Source organism: Ensifer sp. Root142 (assembly GCF_001426785.1).
Lineage (GTDB): Bacteria > Pseudomonadota > Alphaproteobacteria > Rhizobiales > Rhizobiaceae > Ensifer > Ensifer canadensis.
This window is the reverse complement of record NZ_LMFK01000009.1, coordinates 100098-120537: the sequence shown is the minus strand read 5'-3', so window position 1 is coordinate 120537 and position 20440 is coordinate 100098. Positions and strand designations below refer to the sequence as shown.

The 20440-nt window shown below is 60.1% G+C and carries 18 protein-coding genes; 8 read left to right on the top strand and 10 right to left on the bottom strand.

The genetic code is table 11. The features are described from left to right. Positions 1-284: 284 nt before the first annotated feature. Positions 285-1415 carry a YdcF family protein gene (locus ASD52_RS11115; RefSeq protein ID WP_234907938.1) on the bottom strand — a complete coding sequence of 377 codons (1131 nt, stop codon included), beginning with the start codon at positions 1413-1415 and terminating at the stop codon, positions 285-287. Positions 1416-2562: 1147 nt separating this feature from the next. Between ASD52_RS11115 and ASD52_RS11105 the strand changes: the two genes are divergently transcribed. The 3 genes from ASD52_RS11105 (at position 2563) to ASD52_RS37165 (ending at position 3982) form a co-directional block, all read left to right on the top strand. After that, complete coding sequence (locus ASD52_RS11105) at positions 2563-2778, top strand: hypothetical protein (RefSeq protein WP_057206426.1); 216 nt, start codon at positions 2563-2565, stop codon at positions 2776-2778. Between the two features lie 368 nt (positions 2779-3146). Beyond that, a complete protein-coding gene (locus ASD52_RS11100) occupies positions 3147-3503 on the top strand; it encodes a hypothetical protein (protein WP_057206424.1) in 357 nt (118 codons plus the stop codon). A gap of 158 nt (positions 3504-3661) precedes the next feature. Further along, positions 3662-3982: a FliM/FliN family flagellar motor switch protein gene (locus ASD52_RS37165; RefSeq protein ID WP_158071707.1), complete on the top strand. Its 321-nt coding sequence runs from the start codon at positions 3662-3664 to the stop codon at positions 3980-3982. Between the two features lie 260 nt (positions 3983-4242). Here the strand turns inward: ASD52_RS37165 and ASD52_RS11085 are convergent, their stop codons facing one another. Further along, positions 4243-5229: a cyclase family protein gene (locus tag ASD52_RS11085; protein ID WP_082523517.1), complete on the bottom strand. Its 987-nt coding sequence runs from the start codon at positions 5227-5229 to the stop codon at positions 4243-4245. Positions 5230-5344: 115 nt separating this feature from the next. On the opposite strand from ASD52_RS11085, the gene ASD52_RS11080 reads away from it, so the two are divergent. Next, on the top strand, positions 5345-6241 hold the full coding sequence (locus ASD52_RS11080) for a LysR family transcriptional regulator (RefSeq protein WP_057224322.1): 897 nt from the start codon (positions 5345-5347) through the stop codon (positions 6239-6241). 199 nt (positions 6242-6440) lie between these two features. Continuing rightward, entirely contained in the window at positions 6441-7736 is a 1296-nt protein-coding gene (locus tag ASD52_RS11075) for a S41 family peptidase (protein WP_057206415.1), read from the top strand. Between the two features lie 202 nt (positions 7737-7938). Here ASD52_RS11075 and ASD52_RS11070 read toward each other — a convergent pair whose 3' ends face one another. After that, a complete protein-coding gene (locus tag ASD52_RS11070) occupies positions 7939-8787 on the bottom strand; it encodes a methyltransferase domain-containing protein (protein ID WP_057224320.1) in 849 nt (282 codons plus the stop codon). A 279-nt stretch (positions 8788-9066) separates the two neighbouring features. Here ASD52_RS11070 and ASD52_RS11065 point away from each other — a divergent pair, with 279 nt between their 5' ends. Continuing rightward, positions 9067-10875 carry an ABC transporter ATP-binding protein/permease gene (locus ASD52_RS11065; RefSeq protein ID WP_038578250.1) on the top strand — a complete coding sequence of 603 codons (1809 nt, stop codon included), beginning with the start codon at positions 9067-9069 and terminating at the stop codon, positions 10873-10875. A gap of 456 nt (positions 10876-11331) precedes the next feature. Next, positions 11332-11877 (top strand): class I SAM-dependent methyltransferase, encoded by a 546-nt coding sequence (locus tag ASD52_RS11060; protein ID WP_063978339.1) that lies wholly within the window; start codon positions 11332-11334, stop codon positions 11875-11877. A gap of 245 nt (positions 11878-12122) precedes the next feature. On the opposite strand, the gene ASD52_RS11055 is transcribed toward ASD52_RS11060, so the two are convergent. Both ASD52_RS11055 and ASD52_RS11050 read right to left on the bottom strand, forming a co-directional pair. Further along, complete coding sequence (locus tag ASD52_RS11055; RefSeq protein WP_057206409.1) at positions 12123-12950, bottom strand: bifunctional allantoicase/(S)-ureidoglycine aminohydrolase; 828 nt, start codon at positions 12948-12950, stop codon at positions 12123-12125. 75 nt (positions 12951-13025) lie between these two features. After that, complete coding sequence (locus ASD52_RS11050) at positions 13026-13712, bottom strand: GntR family transcriptional regulator (protein WP_057224318.1); 687 nt, start codon at positions 13710-13712, stop codon at positions 13026-13028. 308 nt (positions 13713-14020) lie between these two features. Between ASD52_RS11050 and ASD52_RS11045 the strand changes: the two genes are divergently transcribed. Beyond that, entirely contained in the window at positions 14021-14755 is a 735-nt protein-coding gene (locus ASD52_RS11045; RefSeq protein WP_057206407.1) for an aspartate/glutamate racemase family protein, read from the top strand. 81 nt (positions 14756-14836) lie between these two features. On the opposite strand, the gene ASD52_RS11040 is transcribed toward ASD52_RS11045, so the two are convergent. The 5 genes from ASD52_RS11040 to ASD52_RS11020 are packed head-to-tail and all read right to left on the bottom strand — an operon-like array spanning position 14837 to position 20439. Further along, entirely contained in the window at positions 14837-15829 is a 993-nt protein-coding gene (locus tag ASD52_RS11040) for an ABC transporter ATP-binding protein (protein ID WP_038577875.1), read from the bottom strand. Further along, on the bottom strand, positions 15826-16812 hold the full coding sequence (locus ASD52_RS11035) for an ABC transporter ATP-binding protein (RefSeq protein ID WP_057224316.1): 987 nt from the start codon (positions 16810-16812) through the stop codon (positions 15826-15828). The genes ASD52_RS11040 and ASD52_RS11035 overlap by 4 nt, the downstream gene beginning before the upstream one ends. After that, positions 16805-18295 carry an amidohydrolase family protein gene (locus ASD52_RS11030; RefSeq protein ID WP_057224314.1) on the bottom strand — a complete coding sequence of 497 codons (1491 nt, stop codon included), beginning with the start codon at positions 18293-18295 and terminating at the stop codon, positions 16805-16807. Before ASD52_RS11030 ends, ASD52_RS11035 begins: the two co-directional genes overlap by 8 nt. After that, a complete protein-coding gene (locus ASD52_RS11025) occupies positions 18292-19485 on the bottom strand; it encodes an amidohydrolase family protein (protein WP_057224344.1) in 1194 nt (397 codons plus the stop codon). The genes ASD52_RS11030 and ASD52_RS11025 overlap by 4 nt, the downstream gene beginning before the upstream one ends. A gap of 3 nt (positions 19486-19488) precedes the next feature. Then, positions 19489-20439: an ABC transporter permease gene (locus tag ASD52_RS11020; protein WP_025428825.1), complete on the bottom strand. Its 951-nt coding sequence runs from the start codon at positions 20437-20439 to the stop codon at positions 19489-19491. Position 20440 lies beyond the last annotated feature (1 nt).

Here is a 20440-nt window from a genome sequence, read left to right as displayed (position 1 = left end):
CCTCAATCCGCTGCAGGTCACGCTCGCTCATCGCAATCAATCCCATCCGCAATCTCCCAGGTCATCAAAACCCGGGGAGAGTGACATTCTTACTTTGCAGGATCAGGACACTTCAACTTTGCGGCTACAACATTTGATCGCATAAGGTATCTTATGGAACTTCAATGCGCCTTACTGCGGGTCGTTCTGAGTGACCCATCGAGCCAGCTTACGCGCCCCTCCATCTCAAGTATGGATTGGGACGCGCAATCTGTTCCTAGCATTCTGTTGCTGTGGGGAAGCGACTACTGTTGAAGCCCAGGGTAAGCCCAGACACCCGATACACGCATCAGATCCCGGTAGATTACCAACCGTTCGTCAGCGCCCACCTTTGCTGCCTCTTCCTGAGACGGTGCGTCCAGCGCATTCAGTGGCACGACAGTGGTCGGCAAATCGCGTTGCGTCAGGGCATCTTCCATGACCGTACGAGCACGGCGCATATGGCTTGAGCTTGTCACCAAAATTACGGTATCGGCCTGGTGCCGCACTAGGAGATTGGCAGCGTTGACGACATTGCCGATCGTATCTTTTGATTTGTCCTCAATGATGATGCGATCACGGCTGATGCCCTTGTCGACCAGCCACTTAGACATGATGTCGCCCTCGGTGACGCCGTTCTTCGGTACTCCGCCACTCACCATAACGAGCGCTGTGGGATTAGCTTCAGCAGCTTTCAACGTCACTTCGAGGCGGTCAAGCAGAGTTTGCTGGGCCGTGCCGTCGTCCGCCAACGCATATCCGAGCGCGACCACCATCACCTTGCCAGGCAGCGTCGGTACATCGAAGTTTGGCTTTTCTGCCATGATCTGCTCTGCGCGGATAAAACGCTTGCGATACACCTCTGCTTGTTCGCGATCGAGCCCTGCGAGAGCTTGATGAGCGAGCGCCACGTTGGTCTCATCGCCACGAATCCGAGCAATGGCCTCCAACCAGCTTTGGGCGTCAAAGGCCGTCGGATCTTTTTCGAGGATCCCCTGGAATGTCGTCTGCGCCTCGTCCAGTTTTTTCTGAATGATCTGGGTCGATGCGACGGCGTACTGAAAATCCAGTCGCTCAGGAGCTAACGTCGACGCCTCCTTGAAAGCCGCTTCCACGACATCGTATTTGCCGTGCAGGGTGATCCCCTTGAAGACCTCGGCTTCGGCTTTTTTGACGTCGCCGCCCGACCAGTAATATTGCATGCCCGTGTCGACCAACTGCTTGATGCGGTCGGCATTGGCCTGATCAAAGGCACTGACTGGAACGGCCGAAATAAAGCAGGCCGTTGCTGCCAGGACGCCCAGAATGTAGCGTCTCGCCCCACCCTGCGCGCGTGTGGCAGCTGGTGCGACCTTGATCGGTCCCGTCATGACGGCAAAAATGGATCTCAGCTTCATTTAACTCTCCCAGTTTTCCGCTGACCGGCCGAGCCTACTGACGACCGGATCGAAATGTATTTTCCGTGATCACGACCGAACCGTTACATTCATAAGAGGTTCGGTCCATGTAGTAAGACCAAAAACTGACCACTTGTCCAGTCAACGGCCATGATTCCCAAATCACTGGCAGAAGAATCCAGCAATAGGAATTATAATACAATATGATAGGATATGTCTGGATAGACGAATTGGCGGTGTTGGACTGACGGCAATCGTTGATTGGTACTGTATTGGTATCTTCACCCAACAGCCGACCTTTCACCCTAGTCTCGCCGATCACGTAATCAACTCCGTGGCGGACTTGGCCGTGCACCTACAACGCTGGCCGCTTTTCAACTACGAGGCTTTCCAGATCCGAAGCGTAGCAGGCAGACAGTGGATCGCCGCTGAACTCCGGCGCGTTGGATGGAGGAGACGGGACGTGTAATGGATATCGTCGATGGCTCAATACCGACCACAGACATGAAGAACGTTGGTTACGACCACATTCTGGAGAAGCCAGCCAATCTCAAGTTCTGTGATCAGGTTCGCTCCTAACCCAATCAGTTAGCCGCCCGGTCGATCGCGCAAATAATGTGGTCGACCGGCAAGGTCTTTGCCGGCACTTTTGACGGCGTGCTGTGGCGGATTTTGCCCTCATGGGTCTCGGGCTATTCACGATTCTATGCGGCCTGTTCCAGTTCGCGCCGCCGCGTCGACCAGCTTACGTCGACCAAGGTATCGGAAGTGCCTCAATGAGGTATAGATTGGCGTTGCCGCGCTTTCTAATATTCCTGGGCGTGGCTTCCCCGCCAACGCGACGTCGTACGCCTTCGCGACGAGGGCGGCGCCCGCTTGCCGCCAAGCGATCGGCGCCGCCCACCTCTTCAAGGCAGATCTGCAATGTGACTGCAGCCAGAGTTCGCTACGATGGCTGTGAACCTGGCGCTGGGCGTGATCAGCGATGCTGCCGATAACTTAACGTCATCCTCCGGGGAAAGCGGGGTGGCGATGAACGCGGCCATTGGTGCATGCGAGCATATTGAGGCGCATGGATATACCGGGGTCTCCAGAGACGCTACAATCGCGTTTGGGTGCGGGGCGTCGAAAGAGCACAGAGAAGGCTATGCATAAGTTCACCGTCACTATCAACGAAGAGTTCGCGGCTGATACCGCCGAGGAGGCTGCCTTGCTTATGTATCAGGAGCTGACCAATCGGCCGCCGCCTCTGTCCTATTCGGTCACAGATGAGGCAAAGATCACCACTGGCCTCACGCTGGATCGGAAAAAGGCCGACGAGTTTGCCAGTGTCGATCACACCGCCGACCCCGGCAACTGGTGACGGACAGCTCGCCCAAAGGAGAGCAATCGGCGTCCTCATTGAACATTGAATGCGTATCGATCAATCGTCGGTTCACGCAACGCTTGCGAATGCGATGAGTTGGAGCGCTTGACGACGCTATACCCTTGGATCGCTCATACCCCCTGAGTGTGGACGCCTTTCGAAGGCAATCGAAAGATGTGGAAACCGCTGTCGATCGCGTTGTCCTGTCAGGGTCAGGGTGAAATGTTTCGCATGGAGCGCTGAGGCATCTGAGTCGCATCGTCAAGCAAAGGTCCGAGACAGATTTATTGTCAGGCCACAAATCGACCCGGCCGCCTCCTCAACCCGCCGCCGCAAGCATCAGTAAAATATAGGAGGACTGCATATTGGCCGCAGCCACGTTTCACCCGAATGTCATGAGGCCCAACGGCATTTCCTCGCAGATTGCGGCAATTTCTATCTGCAGCCTATCTGCCTTGACCGCGATTTATTATGTCGCACCGGCGCCCAGTTTGCCTTGGAGCGACGCTTCCGTGGAACTCGCGCCTGATACCGACCCTTCAAAAGGCACGGTTGCCCCGAGCCCTCCAAAGTTCGAGATTGTGTTCAGCGACGGCGATCGCGGGCTGATGGTCTATGGCGGATATGTCTATGTCGTCCGACTCGGTGACAAGCTGCCTGATGGTCGCCGGGCGATAGGGTTCGAAAAGCGGGAAGGAAGTTGGTCCGCAATGACACTCTAGGACACGTTTCCGACGTCGCCTTTGTGGATGTTAATGGATTGTTAACGCTCACGGAAGGCGCACGGGCCCTGCCCTCCCCGGTGCCATTGCCTGTCATGGCGAACTGGCGCAACCCTTTCGTTAAGGACTTGTAAACCAGTGTTTTTGGGTGGTGCATGATGATGAACGAAACTTTTTACAATGGCGTGCCGGAGATCGAAACCGGCCCTGTTCCGTTAGAAAGCGCCCCGATTGGCGAACATGCCGTACAGGGCATCCCGCTTGTCATCGAGGTAGTCCTTGGCCGCAGCAGGCTGACTGTGGCCCAGCTTTCCAAGCTGCATCGGGATGATCACATAGATCTCGATACAAATTTTGGAGACCCGGTCGACCTCAAGGTCAATGGCACGGTCATTGGCCGAGGTGAGATCGTTTTCAACGAATCCAAGACCGCCATCGGCGTGAAGATCGTAGAGATTTCTCACGGCAGGCGCCGGTAATTGAAATCGCCCGGTTTCAGCCGTGAAACCAGCCATGCCACAAATGCAATATTCGGTTGTATTTCGAACAAGTATGGCAGGACTGGAACGAACGCCGAATGGGCAAGAGTAGCAGTGTCAGCCCTGTTGTCGTCGGGGACCAGGGTCACGGCCTCACCGAGGCCGCTGCCCATCAAACAGGACTCGAGACGTAGCAAGAGCGCCGCGAGCTTTTCCCACGGCGTCTCGGTTGGCCATTTGTGGACGCCTGGTACCCGATCCTATCGAAGCGGCAAGGCCACCGGGCGGATGGGTGCGGCGTCCGCCCCACGGAACTTCAAGGACGCGCCGACAAATGCGAACTCATAGATGCGATCCCTCGACAACCCTTCGAGATTGACGAGTTCGATGATCGGCGCGCCCTGCTGGGCGAGCAGATAGGTGTGCACCGGAACGTAATTGTTCTCAGTTTCGGCAGGAAACGCCTCGAAGCTGAGGTTGTCGGCACCCACCACGATGGCGCCGCCATCCTCGACCAGGAACTTCGCAGCATCGATGCTCAGCCCCGGAGGGTTGTTCATGTAGGCCGATGCGTTCTCGTAATGCTGCATGCGCCCGGTGCGGATGAGCACGACATCGCCCTGCTTCAGTTTCACGCCTTGGCGGTCGAGCGTCTGCTGCAGATCCTTGCGCGTCACCCGATAGTTGTCCGGCAGCATCTGCATGCCCTTGGCTGCAGCGACATCGACCATGACCCCGCGCGCAATGATCGGCGGCAGCTTCTCGGCGCCTGTGACAGTCCAGCCCTGGTCGCCAAGGTATTCGGTGGCGGCATAACCGTTCCAGATCTTGCCGTTCAAGCCAAAATGATTGAGTGCATCGATATGTGTGCCCATGTGTGCATACATCGACACGGCCGAGCCTGTGTAGCTGACATGCTCGTTCATCTCCTTGCCGACTTTCATCGGGTCGGAAACGGCGGTGCCATGCGGCGTGTGGGTCATCCACATCTGGTATGGCGGATCGCCCGCCGCCTCCCAGCTTGGCATGCCGATGAAATACTCCACCGCTAGATCGTAGGACCTGCCTCCATCAATCCGCGAGAGGATCGCAGCGCGGGATTCCGGCGTGATCAGATTGAGGCGCCCGATCTCATCCTTTGGCCCCCAGGGGCTCTTGCCGACCTCTTGTGCGAGAGCCGCATTGCCAACGAGGCCGGCGATGAGGGAGGCAGCCAAGGCGCGGCTGAGAACTTTCGTATCGAACATGATGAACTCCTTCTTCTCGCTTTCCCTGAAATCGGGAAGCTGGGTCCATCTTATTGCTAGCCCAAGCGCGAATAATCGGCGACAATTAGAAAACATAATTTACTCAGGAGAAAATATGGATCTGTTTGCCGCCATGCGCTCGTTCCGTCGCGTCATCGAGTTGCAGAGCTTCAGCAAGGCGGCCGAAGAGCAGCAACAATCGAATGCGTCGATCAGCAAGCAAATCCGGCAGCTCGAGGCGCGGCTCGGCACAGTGCTGATCGTGCGCACAACGCGCCGCATGAGCCTCTCGGAAAGCGGGCGCAGCTATTTCACCGAATGTTGCAGGCTGCTCGACGAGCTCGACGATCTCGAGCGGAAGACATCCGGGGAAACCGGCGAAATCAATGGCCGGCTCCGGATCAATGCTCCCCTGTCTTTCGGACTGACCGTTCTCGCACCGATGCTTGCCCGCTTCATGATGCTTCACCCGCAATTGAAGGTGGATATGACGCTCGATGACCACGTGCTCGACGTCGTCTCCGAGGGCTTCGACGTTTCCATCCGCGTGCGCGCGACGCTTACGGATTCATCTTTGATTGCCAGGCGGCTTGGTGAAGTCGAGCAATTCATCTGTGCAGCGCCTGCCTATATCTCGGCAAATGGCACCCCGACCGAGGTCAACGATCTCAAGCATCATCATTGCCTCGCCTACCGGCTTGCCGACCAACCGGGGAGCTGGGTGCTGGAAGGTCCCGATGGGACGACAAGCATCGAATTGCCCGCGCGTTTCGTCGCGGACAATAGTCTGATGTTGTGTCAGATGATCCAATCCGGCATCGGCATCGGTGCCTTGCCGTCCTTCATCGCCAACCCGCCGCTTGACGGCGGCAAGCTCGTGCGGATTTTGCCGCAGCAAAAACTTGCCCGGCGCAGCATCTACGCGGTCTACCCGACCAACCGCCTTCTGCAGTCGAAAGTGAAGGTTTTTACCGAATTTCTAGCCGGCGAGCTACGGAAAGCCGGTTTCTAGACCAGGCTTTTAGCTGACGCGCAAAGTGATCAGTATCGGCCCCTTACGACCTCCTACCATCGCCATCTCTAAAACTGGACGCCATGGCGCGCGGTGCAGCCAGTGCCTCACACCGGCGATCACGCAATTTTGCAATGCCGGGCCTCGCCTCCGCCGCGCTTAGACCGATAATGAGCGGAAACGAACCGGAAAACCGCCGATGCGCAATGCGATACTCAGGGCCGCACAAACCCCGATCCTGCTGGCGTTCATATCCGTGAGCGCCTTTGCGACCGACGTGCCTCGGTCGGGCGATCCGGTCTTCGACCGCGTCATCACGTTGGTGAATTCGGAGTTTCACGACGAAAATGCGCTCGATCGCTTCAACGCCGCGGCAAAAAAAGAAATCGAAAGCGCGGCACCCGCGCTGTCCACGACGGGTTCCACGGCCCGCGTGGATGCGGCTATCGAAACGGCGCTGGCCAGCCTGCAAGCCTCCCACAATGGCCGTTTCAAATCGGACACGATTGCGTACTTCGAGTTGAGCGACATCTTCCGCTTCGCTATCCGTGATGACCTGCGTCGGTTGTTTCCGCCCGATGGAGAAGTGAGCTACGCCGGCATCGGCATGGTCACGCAGTTAGGCGATGCCCGGTTCGTGACCGATGTCTATGATGGTTCTCCGGCAGCAAAAGCCGGGATCGTCATGGGCGACGAGATCCTTGCCGTCGATGGTAAGCCCTATCGCGAGATCGCCTCCTTTCAAGGCAAGGTCGGGCAATCGGTTGACATCCGTCTCCGCCGCAGGGCCGATGCGGCGCCGATAGGCGTCAAGGTTGCGGTCGAACGGCTGCGTCCGCTCCCAACATTCGAAAAGGCGATCGAAAACAGCGTCGCAGTGAGCGAACGGGACGGGCAAAAGATCGGCTATGTGAGGTTCTGGACCCTCTCGACGCGCGATGGGCTTGATATCGTGGAGCGCGAGCTTTCGACCGGTCGCCTGAGCAATGTCGACGGGGTGATCGTCGACCTCCGCGGGCGTTGGGGCGGTGGCGCTGCGGACGCCGCCGAACTGTTCGTCGGCGACACGCCGTCGTTCCGATTGATCCCGCGGCGCGGAAAGGACACGCTGGCAAATGTTCGCTGGCGCGGGCCGGTGGTGGCGCTGGTCGATGAGGGCACGCGCAGCGGGCTCGAGCTTTTCGCCTACGCGCTGAAGATCAATGGCATTCCGCTTGTGGGCGAGCGAACCGCTGGCGCGCTGTTGGCTGGCCGCGCCTATACATTGCCCGACAACAGCCTCCTTGAAATTGCCGTTTCCGATGCGGTCATCGACGACAATGTTCGGCTGGAAGGAAACGGGATCGCCCCGGACATTCGCGTCGCCCTGCCCCTCGCCTATGCCGCCGGCCGAGATCCGCAACGGGAAGCCGCAGTCTCGGAGATGCTTCGGCTTCTGGCCGACGGCACCTCGGACCGCATCGTCACGCCACGTCAACCGTCGCTGACGCGGTGACAACGAACGTGACACCCTGGGGTTTGCGGGCCATTCAGGCAGCTGCGCTCGCCCGGACGATTTCCCGGCCAAGCCGGACGACCTCGTCGACGAGCAACTTCAAGTCCTGGCGTCTGGTGCGGTGATTGTTGATCGCGACCCTCAGACAGTGTTCTCCATGCACGGTCGTGTCTGAAAGCCCCGCCGTGGTCCTCGTCCGCCTTTATCTTCGTGTTCCCGTGACAATCGTCGCAGTAGAACGTAACTCGACCTTGTTGCCGCGCATGGACTGACGCGCCAAATCAAGAACCTCATTTTTGATCGCCTCATGCGTCGCGGCGTCCGCCTGAGCCAGCCCCGCGACCACGGGCGCCGCTATTTCGGTCATGAAGGTCCAATACCGTTCGGGAGACTCGTGCACCATCATAGTTGAGATCTCCCGCTCATCGACATCTTGCAAACCTGCGTCGGCGAATGCCGCCGACATCATGCCCGCGGCTGCGCAACGAAACAGGCCGGGCGCGCCGGGCATCGGCGCGGGCAAAGTCACGTGCCGCGCGATCGTTGCCATTATTGTCGTCGCCCAGGGATTTTTTTCAGGCCCGCTCCAAACAGCAGCACAAACACGCGCGCCAGGTTTCGCGACACGACTGAATTGTCGCGCCGCCGCGCCGACATCCGGGAAAAACATGAACCCGAACCGGCATAGTACTGCGTCGAAGGATTTATCGGCAAAAGGCAGACTGCCGGCGTCGCATATCTCGGTCGTGAAATTGCTGAGACCGCGATGTCGGGCATTCTCGGCGGCCACCTGGAGCATGCGCTCGGACAGGTCTGTTACCGTCACTCGACCATTCGGGACCAAAGCGGCAGCCGTTAACCCCGGTTCGCCGGTGCCAGCCGCGACATCGAGAACATGGTCACCATCCCTAAGCTTGGCCTGGTGGATCATTGCATCGCCGAACGGAGCGAGCCAGCCCAGAACCAGTTCGTCCCATTTCTGCCAGCCGGTTGAAAACCGGTCCCAGAGATCCTTCTGCTGCTCACGGATGTGGTCGAGATTGTTGGACATGCACGTTCCTCCCGTGGATGCGCTCTCGTGTCTCATCGATCGGAACTATGAACCCTCTTTATATGGATACAATCAGTTTCATGCCTTTTGGGGCGCGTGCCGCACTGTCGTCCAGCTCCTTGTTGAATTGAGTTTTGCAGCCCGAATGCTGTTGCTTGGGCAACAGGGGCCACCCAAATTGCCTTCTGCTGATTTGGATAACGACAATCGGCGCTAGGGAGACCGGGCTCGGCAGGCTATATTTCCCCTGTGGAGATCGTGACGGAGAGATTCGCATCGATGCCGAACCCAACAAACGGCAAGAACAATGGTCGGGTAGAGGCCAACGACGAACAACCCCTTAGCGCCCAGTTACGGATGATGCATGCAGCCTTCATGGCTTCGCCACTCCGAAACCGGATCATCTGGCTCGCCCTTGGTATCCTGACCGTCATCGTCACCACTGCCTTCGGTCAGATCATCCTCAATCGATGGTACAAGCCGTTCTACGACACGCTGGAAAGACGTGACCTCCCGGCCTTCCTGCACCAGCTCGTTGTCTTCGCCCAGATCGCCGGAGCTTTGCTCGTTCTCAATGTTCTGCAGACATGGCTCGGCCAGCTTGTTCGGCTGAAGCTCCGCGAAGGCCTGACACTCGATCTCATCCACGAATGGATGAAGCCGGCGCGCGCGTTCCGGCTGGCGAATGCAGGCGCCATCGGCATCAATCCAGACCAGCGCATACACGAGGATGCACGCCATCTGTCAGATCTCTCCGCCGGGCTGACGATTGGGCTGATCCAATCCGGCATCCTGCTGGCCGGCTTCATCGGCGTGCTCTGGTCGCTGTCGGACGGCTTCGTCTTTCACATCTCGGGCATGGCCATCAACATCCCTGGCTACATGGTCTGGGCTGCCATTCTCTACGCGGGCACGGCGTCATGGCTGAGCTGGCTCGTCGGGCGGCCATTGGTCAAGCTCAACGGCGAACACTACGCACGCGAGGCGTCGCTGCGCTTCTCGCTGATGCGCATCAACGAACACATCGAGGCGGTCTCGCTGTCATCGGGCGAGACGAACGAGAAACGCCGGTTGCAGGCGGATCTGGCGTCCGTTCTGGAGATCAGCCAGAGCCTCCTGCTCGCCGTCACGCGGCTGACCTGGGTGACGGCCGGTTATGGCTGGATCACCGTCGTCGCACCGATCGTCATCGCCTCGCCGGTCTATTTCGCCGGCGATCTCAGCTTCGGCGGCCTGATGATGGCCGTGGGCGCCTTCAACCAGGTGCACGCATCGCTGCGCTGGTTCGTCGACAACATCGGTGCCATTGCCGACTGGCGCGCGACATTGATGCGCGTCGCCGCGTTCCGCTCAGCCCTGCTCGTCGTCGACGACCGGCATGAAGGCGACAAGCGCATCGAGTTCGTTACGGCTGATGGACCGCAGATGATGTTCGATCATATCGAGATTGTCTCGGCCGCCGGCTGTATCAAGCTTTCGGAGCCCAATGTCACCATCAATCCTGGTGAACGCGTGCTTGTCACCGGTGCGGCGGAGGTGGAAAAAGCGCCCTTCTTCCGCGCCATTGCAGGTCTCTGGCCCTGGGGGCATGGCCGCATCTCGCTGCCGATCGATGATGGCCTCGCCTTCGTTCCCCGCTCGCCGTATTTTGCGCCGGGCACGCTGGAAGAGGTGCTTGCCTACCCGAAGACGCCAGACAGCTTCAAGAACGGCGAACTTAGCGGCGTGCTTTCCAAGGTCGGCCTTGGCCGCCTCGCCGATCGTCTCGACCAGGACATGCGCAAGAAGCTCAATCTGAGCGAGGTCGAGATGCGTCTTCTGGCGATCGCCCGCCTTGGTCTGCACAAACCGCGGTGGCTGATCATCGACGAGGCGTTGGATACACTGGAAGACGATGCCTATCGCAAGGTGATGACGTTCCTCGACCAGGAAATGGGCAAGGCGGCAATCGTCAACATCGGGCGCAGGGAACGCGCCAACGGCTTCTTCACCCGCGTGCTGGAACTCGAAAAGGACGCCGCCGGCGGTTCGTTGCGTCTGATCCGGCCAAAGAGCCTGCGCCCCACCAATCCACAACTTGTCGATTGACAGCGCTCGCGCTGAAGGCGGGAGCGATTCCGGTAGGGGGCGAAACCCTAAGCGCCATGGCGACGCTCACACGACGGGGATATGGCCGGTTTCGCCACACAACAGTCGTTGGAAAAGCACCTTGCAGACGGCAGAGTGCAACCCTTTGCTGCCCCTCAGTCGTACCGTCCTGTACGTCGGGATCGCGCCCACGGCCTTCTCTCATGGGGTCGGGATCTCCGTTGAAGCCCCCAAAAAAACGTCGCAAAATCGCCAGCCTGGTTGCCCGTCCACCTTAGATGCCTCCTGGAACTTAGATGTTCCTTGAGATCACTGCATTTTTTCCTCCCAGGCTGGGCACTGGCACATCGGACGTTCGTCCTATATCTTTCATTCACCGGTTGCAGGCCACCGCGCCGGCGCCAATTGGAGCCATCCGAGCCGCGTTCGATTCCATAACCCGCAGGGACGATAAGTATGCCGACACGTGCCACACTGAAAGAACCGCGCGCTGAAGGGAGACGTAAAGACTCCCGGCTCGAAACATTGCTGTTCCGTCTGGAGGCTCAGCACATCTGCCTCGAATGGGCCTTCCGAGAAATAGCCGACCGTCCGGGCATTGTGTTCGAGATGGGGCTGGGTCACGGTCGTACCTACGACCACTTGCGCATCCATCTCCCGGAGCGCGAGATCTATGTTCTGGATCGCGAGATCGACTGTTTCGCCGACTGCACGCCGCCAGAGAACTATTTGCTGCTCGGCGACATCGAGGATACGCTTGGTGCCGCTGCCACCCGCTTTGACAGACAGGTCATCCTGGCGCATGCGGATATGGGTTCATATGTCAACGCGAACAATATTGCGACAAGCGCCAAACTGAGCCGATGCCTCCCGGCAGTCCTTGCGCCGCATGCCATCGTCCTGTCCGATTTGCCGCTCGAACTGGCGGGGACGCGTTCGCTACCGCTTCCGCCGGGCGCGCCCAAAGACAAGTATTTTCTCTACGTCAATGGACCGTGGTGATCCGCTGGCGTGCCGCTACGGGACAACGTTGACTGCGCCGGCCGCAACGAGGACGAGAGTCAGGAGCGAGATCGCGCTTTTGTCATTCAGACCGGCGAATATCTTCGGCCCGTGGGGCAAAAGCTTGGCCCTCACCGACCCAAGGCGGCACATGCACATTAAATTGCTAACGCATCCCTTTGATTAAAAAGAAACAGCGCCTTCTTGGAAGGCGCTGTTTCGGTAGGACAATGTTGCCGCGGATCTTAGCGCGCGCGCAATTTCATGTGACGGTTGACGTCCTTGTAGAGCAGATAGCGGAACTTGCCGGGGCCGCCGGCGTAGCAGGCCTGCGGGCAGAATGCGCGAAGCCACATATAGTCGCCGGCTTCGACCTCGACCCAATCCTGGTTAAGCCGGTAGACGGCCTTACCCTCGAGCACGTAGAGGCCATGCTCCATCACGTGGGTTTCGGCAAAGGGAATGATCGCGCCCGGCTCGAAGGTCACGATGGTCATGTGCATGTCGTGCCGCAGATCGGTCGGGTCGACGAAACGCGTCGTTGCCCACTTGCCTTCAGTGCCGGGCATGGCGGACGGTGTGATGTCAGCCTCGTTGGTGAAGAAGGCTTCGGGAGCAGGAAGGCCGTCGACGTATTCATAGGCCTTGCGGACCCAATGGAAGCGAACGGGAGATTCGCTTCTGTTATGCGCCGCCCAGTTGCTGGCCGGCGGAATGAAAGCAAAGCCGCCGGGCTGCATGCGGTGCTCCTTGCCATCAAGCGTGACGGTCAGTTCACCCTCGACGACGAACAGCGCACCCTCAGCGCCCTCATCGAGTTCCGGCCGGTCGCTGCCGCCGCCTGGAGCGATTTCCATGATGTACTGCGAAAATGTTTCAGCAAAACCGGACAAAGGTCGCGACAATATCCACAGGCGGGTTTTGTCCCAGAACGGTAGATAGCTGGTGACGATGTCCATCATCACGCCCTTCGGAATCACCGCATAGGCTTCGGTGAAGACCGCACGGTCGGTCAGGAGCTGCGTTTGTTCCGGAGCGCCGCCATGGGGCGCATAGTAATTACGACCAGTCATTTCCGTCCTTCAGTTCTCAAAACAGGCACCGCCTCCTCACAAGAGCGGTGCGGTTGGGTTATTGCCAATAGAATGTCAAAGCAGTGCTGCGCGCAGGTCGCGCGGCTGATCCTTCTCTTCGTCGAGATCCAGTTCCGCCTCGACGTGATGCAGATGTTCGGCCATCTCACGGATCGCCGTGTCCACATCCCTCGCCGCGATGCAGTCGACGACCGCCATATGCTCGTCCGGCCCGCAATTGTGCAGGTGTTTCGAACGGTACATGGCGGTGATCAGCGATGTGCGCGAAACCAGGTCGCGCAGGATGCCGAAAAGGAAGGCAGAGCCGGAGAGCTCCGCCAAAAGCAGGTGGAATCCGCCGGAAAGACGAACGATTGCAGAGAGATCGCCTGCCCTACCCGCAACCCGTTCCTCGTCGATATGGGAGCGCATACGCTCGATGTCTTCCACCGTCGCCCGCTCGCACAAGCGCTCGACCACCCGCTGCTCGATCGCCCTTCTCGTCACGAAGACGTCGCGCGCCTCATCCACCGACGGCTCGGATACGAAGGCGCCCCGGTTCGGCATGATCGTAACCAGCCCATCCCGTTCGAGCGCGGTCAGCGCCTGGCGGATACGGGCGCGACTGACGGAGAAAATCTCGGCAAGCTGCTCTTCCTTGAGGCGGGTGCCTGGGCGCAGGCGCCGCTCCGCAATGGCAAGCCAGATCTTCTCACAAATGATAGCCGTCGGCGCTCCGGCGGTCTCGTCCGCATTGTACATGAAATCTCCCATAGCCGTTCGCATACTCTCGTCGGCCAGCGTTCAAAGTCAATTCCACTCACTGCAGTTTGATATTGACTACAAAATTGTAGACAATATTGTGTACCGTAACTTGATATGCTGTGGCAACCACTTAAACGACGGCCATCGACCGGTGTGACAACCGACCGCGCTGACCTGAGAGCTCATTGATGGACTTTGACTTCACCGAACAGCCAAACAACTACATCACCTCCGATCGTCAGTTCGAGATGCGGACACCCGACATCGCGTCCTTTGCCGCCCTCAAAACGAAAATGAACTGATCCATGCGCATCCTTCTCGTCAACCCGAACTCCACTGCCTCGATGACCGAACAGGCGCACCGCAGCGCCGAGCGGGTTGCAGCCGCCCCGACGCTGGTCGAGTCCGTCAACCCGACCACAAGTCCCGCCAGCATCGAGGGCCATGCGGACGAAGCCATGGCGGTGCCGGCGATGCTTGCCGAAATCCGCGCCGGAGAGGAGCGCGGGGTCGATGCCTATGTCATTGCCTGCTTCGACGACCCCGGCCTTGGCGCTGCACGTGAGATCGCCCGCGGACCGGTCATCGGCATCTGCCAGGCCGCCATCCAGGTGGCGATGAACATCGCCACGCGCTTCTCCATCATCACGACATTGCCTCGCTCTGTGCCGATCATCGAGGACCTGGTCGACGCCTATGGTGCGGGCCACCGCTGTCGCAAGGTGCGCTCTGTCGACATGCCGGTGCTGGCGCTGGAGGAAGACCTCGCCCACACGGAGGAAATGCTCGTACAGGAAATCCTGCGCGCCAAGCATGAGGATGGCGCTGAGGCGATCATTCTCGGCTGTGCGGGAATGTCGGAACTGTGCGACCGGCTTAAGCTTAGAACGGGCATGCCGGTGATTGACGGCGTGACCGCTGCAATCAAGCTCGCCGAAGCACTGGTTGGCGCGGGTTATGCCACCTCCAAGGTGGGCGCCTATGACTATCCGCGGGTTAAGTCTGCGGCCGTCACCCACCTTGTGGATACGGTAGCTTAGCAAACCGCTGCAACCGACTGAAAACAAAAAGCTCCGGAGGCAACTACCTCCGGAGCTTTTCATTCTGTGATGACGCTTGGGCTAGGCTGCCTGCGTCGGCTTTGCCATTGACGCGACAGCTTCCTCGACGCGGTGGCATGCCGCGCGGGAACCATCGGCAAAGCTTCTCATTGCCGGACGTTCGCTCTTGCAGCGGGCATCAGCCAGCGGACAACGCGGGTGAAAGGTGCAGCCCGACGGCGGATTGAGCGGGCTCGGCACTTCACTGGCCGTGATGCTGCGCTGGCGCTTCGGTTCGGCGATATCGGGGATCGTTTCCAGCAGCAGCCGCGTATAGGGATGGCGCGGATTGGCGAAAAGCGTTTCCGTGTCCGCCTCCTCGACGATGCGGCCGAGATACATCACTGCAATCCGGTCCGACATATGGCGGACGACGCTCATGTCGTGGCTGATGAAGAGATAGGTGAGCCCCATCTCATCCTGCAGTTTGCGCATCAGATTGAGGATCTGCGCCTGTACCGATACGTCGAGTGCCGAGGTCGGTTCGTCGCAGACAAGGAATTCCGGCTCACCAGCAAGCGCACGCGCAATCGAAATGCGCTGTCGCTGGCCGCCGGAAAACTCGTGCGGAAACTTCGAACCATCAGAAGGCGCAAGTCCGACGATGCGCAGCAATTCGCCGACGCGCTCCATCACCTCTGCTTCCGAATTGCGCAGCTTCAGCTCGCGCAGCGGCTCGGCGATGATGTTTTTCACCCGCCAGCGCGGATTGAGGCTGGCGAAAGGATCCTGAAAGATCATCTGGGCGGAAAGGGGCTCGCCGGAGCGACCCGGCGCAAAACGAACCTCACCCTCCGAGGCGCGATAGAGGCCGGTGACAAGCCGGGCGACGGTCGACTTGCCGCAGCCGGATTCTCCCACGAGACTAAGGCAGCCGCCCATCGGCACGGAAAAGCTGATGTCGTCCACCGCGCGCACGAACTGGCGCGGCTTGCGCTCCAGGACCCGGTTCAGCCAGGGGGCCGACACATCGAAATTGCACGTCAGATCATTGACGGTCAGGGCGTCACTCATAGAACTCCTCCTGCATTGAGCCAGCAAGCACTGACGCCGAAGCCGACCGGGGTCGGCTCCGGACGATCTTCACGGCAACGCGGTCCTGCCTCGGGACAACGCGGATTGAAGGCGCATCCACGCGGGATGGCGTTCAGGCGTGGCATCGAGCCGTCGATCTGGTTCAGCCGCTCGACACGGCGCCCAAGCGCCGGGATCGAACCCATCAGCCCGCGCGTATAGGGATGGCGCGCATTGCGCAGCACTTCTTCCACGGGCCCGATCTCGACCAGACGACCGGCATACATCACAGCGACCCGATCTGCTGTCTCGGCAATCACGCCCATATCGTGCGTCACCAGCATCACGGATGTGCCGTGGTCGTCGCAGAGACGACGCAGGAGAGAGGTGATCTGCGCCTGGATCGAAACATCCAGCGCCGTCGTGGGTTCGTCGGCGATGATCAGCTTCGGCTCCGCCGCAAGCGCAAGCGCAATGACCACACGCTGCCGCATGCCGCCCGAGAACTGGTGCGGATAGTGATCGAAACGTGCCTCAGGTGCGGGAATACCCACTTCCTTCAGGAGGTGGATAGCCCGTTCCTTGGCACCCTGCTTCGACAGCTTCAGGTGAAGGCGGATCGTCTCGACCAGTTGCGCGCCGACGGTAAAGAGCGGGTTGAGCGATGTCAGCGGATCCTGGAAGATCGCGCCGATCTGTCGGCCGCGCACGCCCTGCATTTCCCTGTCGGAAAGCTGGTCGATGCGGCGACCCGAAAGCCAGACCTCACCACCGGATATCCGTCCCGGCGGTTCGAGCAGACCTTGAACGGCAAGGCCAGTCATCGACTTGCCGGCGCCGGATTCGCCGACCACACCCAGTATCTCACCGGGACGTATGCTGAGCGAGACGTCGGACAATGCCGCCACGGTGCCGTGCCGACCGGGAAACTCGACGCAAAGTCCGCGCACGTCGAGAACCGGCGAAGTTACGAGCTCACTCATGCCGCAGGTCCTCCAAGGGATAGCTGGGTGGGAAGATTTCGCTGACGGGTGGATGCGCCCAGCTGCGTTCGGGGTACTTGGCGATCAGCCCGTCAAACTGCTTTTGTGCCTGCCGGCGTGCCGCATCCATGTCGATGCCGGCGACCTTGCCTTCGTGCATGGAGAGACGGCCATCGACAAAGACCGTCTTGGTGACACGCCCGGAGCCACCGACAACCAGCGTCGTGATCGGGTCGATCGCCGGTGCCATGTGGTGATCCATCAGGTCGAAGACCGCGATGTCAGCCCGGGCGCCTGGCTCGAGCCGCCCGAGATCGCTGCGTCCCAATGCCTTTGCTCCACCCAAAGTGGCGGCGTCGAAGAGATCGGCGCAGCTGACGGCTGCGGTGTCGCCCTCGACTACGCGGCAGGTGATGAGGCCGACCAGAAGGTTCATCAGCATGTCGGGCGGCGTCGTGTCGGTGCCCATGGCGATGTTGATGCCGCGCTCCTTGACCGAGCGGAAGGAGTTGAGCGTGCTGCCGCCGCGTGCCGAGACCATTGGGCAATGGACGATGCTGACGCCGTTTTCGGCATAGAGCTTGAGATCGTTGGCCGTTGCCTGCGTGGCATGCGGGGCGATCAACCGCGAACTCAGGAAGCCGAGGCTCGCCATCCACTCCGGCGCCGTCTTGCCGTGAAGACGACGGACCGTATCGACCTCCATCGTGCCCTGTGCGGCGTGCAGCCGGATCGAGCAATCGAGATCGCGCGCGGCATCCGCCGTTCTCCTCAGCAGCGCCTCGGTGCATGTCTCGACGCGATCAGGGGCCAGAAGTCCATGAACCAGACCGCCATGACGGCCATCATGCTCACGGATGAAACCGATGGCGTCGTTGAGACCCTGAAGGCCCCTCGCCTCGTCGAAGACTGCCTCGAGCTGTCCCGGCGCTTCCAGAACCATGCCGCCCGATCGGTAGGCTGGGCTCAGATAGACGCGCAGGCCGAGATCGCCGGCGGCATCCGAGGCGGCTGCAAACTCCTCGACCGTTTCGCCCCACTCCCGATAGAACAGCGACGCGATCGGTGCCGCGGTGGTGATGCCGTTGAGCAAAAGCTGAGCGAAGGAGAAGCGTTTCTGGAATGCCAGTTCCTCCTGCGTATACATTTCATAAGGCCCGCGCTCGACGTAGGAGCGCGGCCAGACCCGGCCCTTGGCCCAGCCTGGCTGATGGTCGATGGAAAGGATCGTCGTGTCGAGATCCGAGAGGGCATCGAGATCGATCAGGCCGGGGCTGATCATCGCCGCGCCGAAATCCACCCTACGTGCGACCTCGCCCTCGAAGTGCGGCCCGACATAAAGCAGGCTGCCGCCTTCGATGACCACGTCGCCGTTCGGGATGAGGCGGTGACTGCCGTCGCGGTGGCCGAGAACCCATTGCGCCGTCAGCAACGTACGGCCTTCGGCGCGCGCGCCGAGTTTCAAATCCTTGAGGTCGATCATGGGATGGCTACCTCCGCGACACCGTTACGGGCAACGACACGGCCGCGCTTGACGACCAGCGGACGTGGTGCGACTTCGACGACTGCATGGGCAAGCGTTTCGCCGACGAGCAGGGTAAAATCGGCATTGCAGCCGACTTCGAGGCCGTAGCCGGCAATGTCCATGACGTCAGCACCGCCGGTCGAGCAGACATGAAGCGCATGCTCCAGGTCGACGTCGCGGCGCAGGCCGTTCTTCATGCCGAGGATGCGAACGCGGTCCATCATATCCGGCTGGCCCCAGGGGCCCCAGGTGTCGCGAATGCCATCGCAACCGGCGCCCACCTTCACGCCAGCCTCCTTGAGGCGCAGGATTGACGGAACCGTCGAGGACGGCGAGCCCGTCGTGACGATGCGCACATCGAGCTCGGCGATCTGCTCGAGCAGGCCGGCGACCCGCAGGTAATCCGGGGCGCCCAGCGCAAAGGCGTGGCTGATCGCAACCTTTCCCTGCATGCCAAGCGCGCGAATGCGTTCGAACATCATTTCCATGCTGAAAGCGCCGAGTTCACCGGCTTCATGCAGATGAATATCGATCGGCTTGCCATGTTTTTCCGCAAGGCCGAAGACGGCATCGAGATGCCCCTTCGGGTCATGGTCGATGCCACAAGGGTCAATTCCGCCAAGGACTTCCGCGCCATTGTTCAGAGCCTGATCGAGAAGTTCAACCGTGCCCGGGCGGGTCACCAGGCCCGACTGCGGAAAGGCGACAATCTCAATGTCAATGATGCCGTCGAGCGCCTCGCGCGTTTCGATGATGCCTTCCATCAGGCGCAGGCCATGGGTTGTGTCGATATCGACATGGCTGCGGATATGGCTGGCGCCGTTCGCCGCCAGCAGGATCGCCTGGCGCATGGACTGGCGATGCGGATCGATGCCGATCTCAAGCCGCTTCTCGCGTTCGAAATCGATGCGTCCGCGTAACGATGCGACCTTGGCGTTTTCATGCCAGGGCATGCCCCAGACCGACTTGTCGAGATGGGTATGGGCTTCGACCAGGCCGGGAATGGCGATGTGGCCACGGCCATCCTCGATCGCCAAGCCATCGGCCTGAAGGTTCTGGCCGATCGCTTCGATCCTGCCGTTGCGGATCAGGATATCCGTCGGCGCCCCGCCGTGGGGACGGACGTTACGGATCAAAAGGTTGGACATCATTCACCTCAGTTTCGGATTGAGTGCGTCGCGCAGCCAGTCACCAAGAAGGTTGACCGAGACGACAAGTAGGCAAAGCTGCAGCACCGGGAAGAGGACGACCCACCAGACACCGGAGAACAGGAACTGGTTGCCAAGTCGGATGAGCGTTCCGAGGCTGGGCTGGCTCGGCGGCATGCCGATGCCGAGGAAAGAGAGCGTCGCTTCCGTGAGGATCGCCATGCCGAAGTTCAGCGTGGCTGCAACCATGATCGGCGTCAGCGTGTTGGGCAGGATATGGTTGAGCATGATCCGCCGCGCCGGCGTCTTCAGGAGGCGGGCTGCCTGGACATATTCCTTTCCGCGCTCGACGATCGTCTGGGCGCGGACGGTTCGGGCATATTGAACCCAGGCGCTGAGCGTGATTGCCAGCACGAGAACAGCTGCCGATCCGACGTCGCGCAGCTCCGGCGGCAGCATCTGGCGGGCAACGGCACTAACGAGAATGGCGATCAGGATCGTCGGGATCGAGAGCAGAACATCGCCGATGCGCATCAGGATGTTGTCGACAACGCCGCCGAAATAGCCGGCGATGAGACCGAGGCTGAGGCCGACCGTCAGCGACAGGATCACCGAGCAGACCCCGATCAGGATCGAAATGCGAGAGCCGTAGAGAATAGCCGAAAGCATGTCGCGGCCCTGGGTGTCCGTGCCGAGAATGAAGGGCCATTGGCCATCAGCCTGCCAGATCGGCGGCAGCTCCGAGTTCCAGAGATCGAGCTGCGCCGGATCGAACGGGTTCTGCGGCGCGATCAACGGCGCGGCAAAAGCCGCGGCGATGAGCACGAGCAGGATCAGCGCGCCGGCGATTGCCGACGGACTGCGGGTGAAGGACCACCAGAGATCGCTCTGACGCCAGCGCGCGAGCCGGCCGATCTTGGCTGTCGAGGTTGTTTCCTGAGCCTGGTCAGTCATG

What these genes read in the sequence shown, in the direction of transcription:
- ASD52_RS11115 (WP_234907938.1), bottom strand. Translation starts at nt 1,415, where the DNA reads ATGAAGCTGAGATCCATTTTTGCCGTCATGACGGGACCGATCAAGGTC.
- ASD52_RS11105 (WP_057206426.1), top strand. Translation starts at nt 2,563, where the DNA reads ATGCATAAGTTCACCGTCACTATCAACGAAGAGTTCGCGGCTGATACC.
- ASD52_RS37165 (WP_158071707.1), top strand. Translation starts at nt 3,662, where the DNA reads ATGATGAACGAAACTTTTTACAATGGCGTGCCGGAGATCGAAACCGGC.
- ASD52_RS11085 (WP_082523517.1), bottom strand. Translation starts at nt 5,229, where the DNA reads ATGTTCGATACGAAAGTTCTCAGCCGCGCCTTGGCTGCCTCCCTCATC.
- ASD52_RS11080 (WP_057224322.1), top strand. Translation starts at nt 5,345, where the DNA reads ATGGATCTGTTTGCCGCCATGCGCTCGTTCCGTCGCGTCATCGAGTTG.
- ASD52_RS11075 (WP_057206415.1), top strand. Translation starts at nt 6,441, where the DNA reads ATGCGCAATGCGATACTCAGGGCCGCACAAACCCCGATCCTGCTGGCG.
- ASD52_RS11070 (WP_057224320.1), bottom strand. Translation starts at nt 8,787, where the DNA reads ATGTCCAACAATCTCGACCACATCCGTGAGCAGCAGAAGGATCTCTGG.
- ASD52_RS11065 (WP_038578250.1), top strand. Translation starts at nt 9,067, where the DNA reads ATGCCGAACCCAACAAACGGCAAGAACAATGGTCGGGTAGAGGCCAAC.
- ASD52_RS11060 (WP_063978339.1), top strand. Translation starts at nt 11,332, where the DNA reads ATGCCGACACGTGCCACACTGAAAGAACCGCGCGCTGAAGGGAGACGT.
- ASD52_RS11055 (WP_057206409.1), bottom strand. Translation starts at nt 12,950, where the DNA reads ATGACTGGTCGTAATTACTATGCGCCCCATGGCGGCGCTCCGGAACAA.
- ASD52_RS11050 (WP_057224318.1), bottom strand. Translation starts at nt 13,712, where the DNA reads ATGTACAATGCGGACGAGACCGCCGGAGCGCCGACGGCTATCATTTGT.
- ASD52_RS11045 (WP_057206407.1), top strand. Translation starts at nt 14,021, where the DNA reads ATGCGCATCCTTCTCGTCAACCCGAACTCCACTGCCTCGATGACCGAA.
- ASD52_RS11040 (WP_038577875.1), bottom strand. Translation starts at nt 15,829, where the DNA reads ATGAGTGACGCCCTGACCGTCAATGATCTGACGTGCAATTTCGATGTG.
- ASD52_RS11035 (WP_057224316.1), bottom strand. Translation starts at nt 16,812, where the DNA reads ATGAGTGAGCTCGTAACTTCGCCGGTTCTCGACGTGCGCGGACTTTGC.
- ASD52_RS11030 (WP_057224314.1), bottom strand. Translation starts at nt 18,295, where the DNA reads ATGATCGACCTCAAGGATTTGAAACTCGGCGCGCGCGCCGAAGGCCGT.
- ASD52_RS11025 (WP_057224344.1), bottom strand. Translation starts at nt 19,485, where the DNA reads ATGTCCAACCTTTTGATCCGTAACGTCCGTCCCCACGGCGGGGCGCCG.
- ASD52_RS11020 (WP_025428825.1), bottom strand. Translation starts at nt 20,439, where the DNA reads ATGACTGACCAGGCTCAGGAAACAACCTCGACAGCCAAGATCGGCCGG.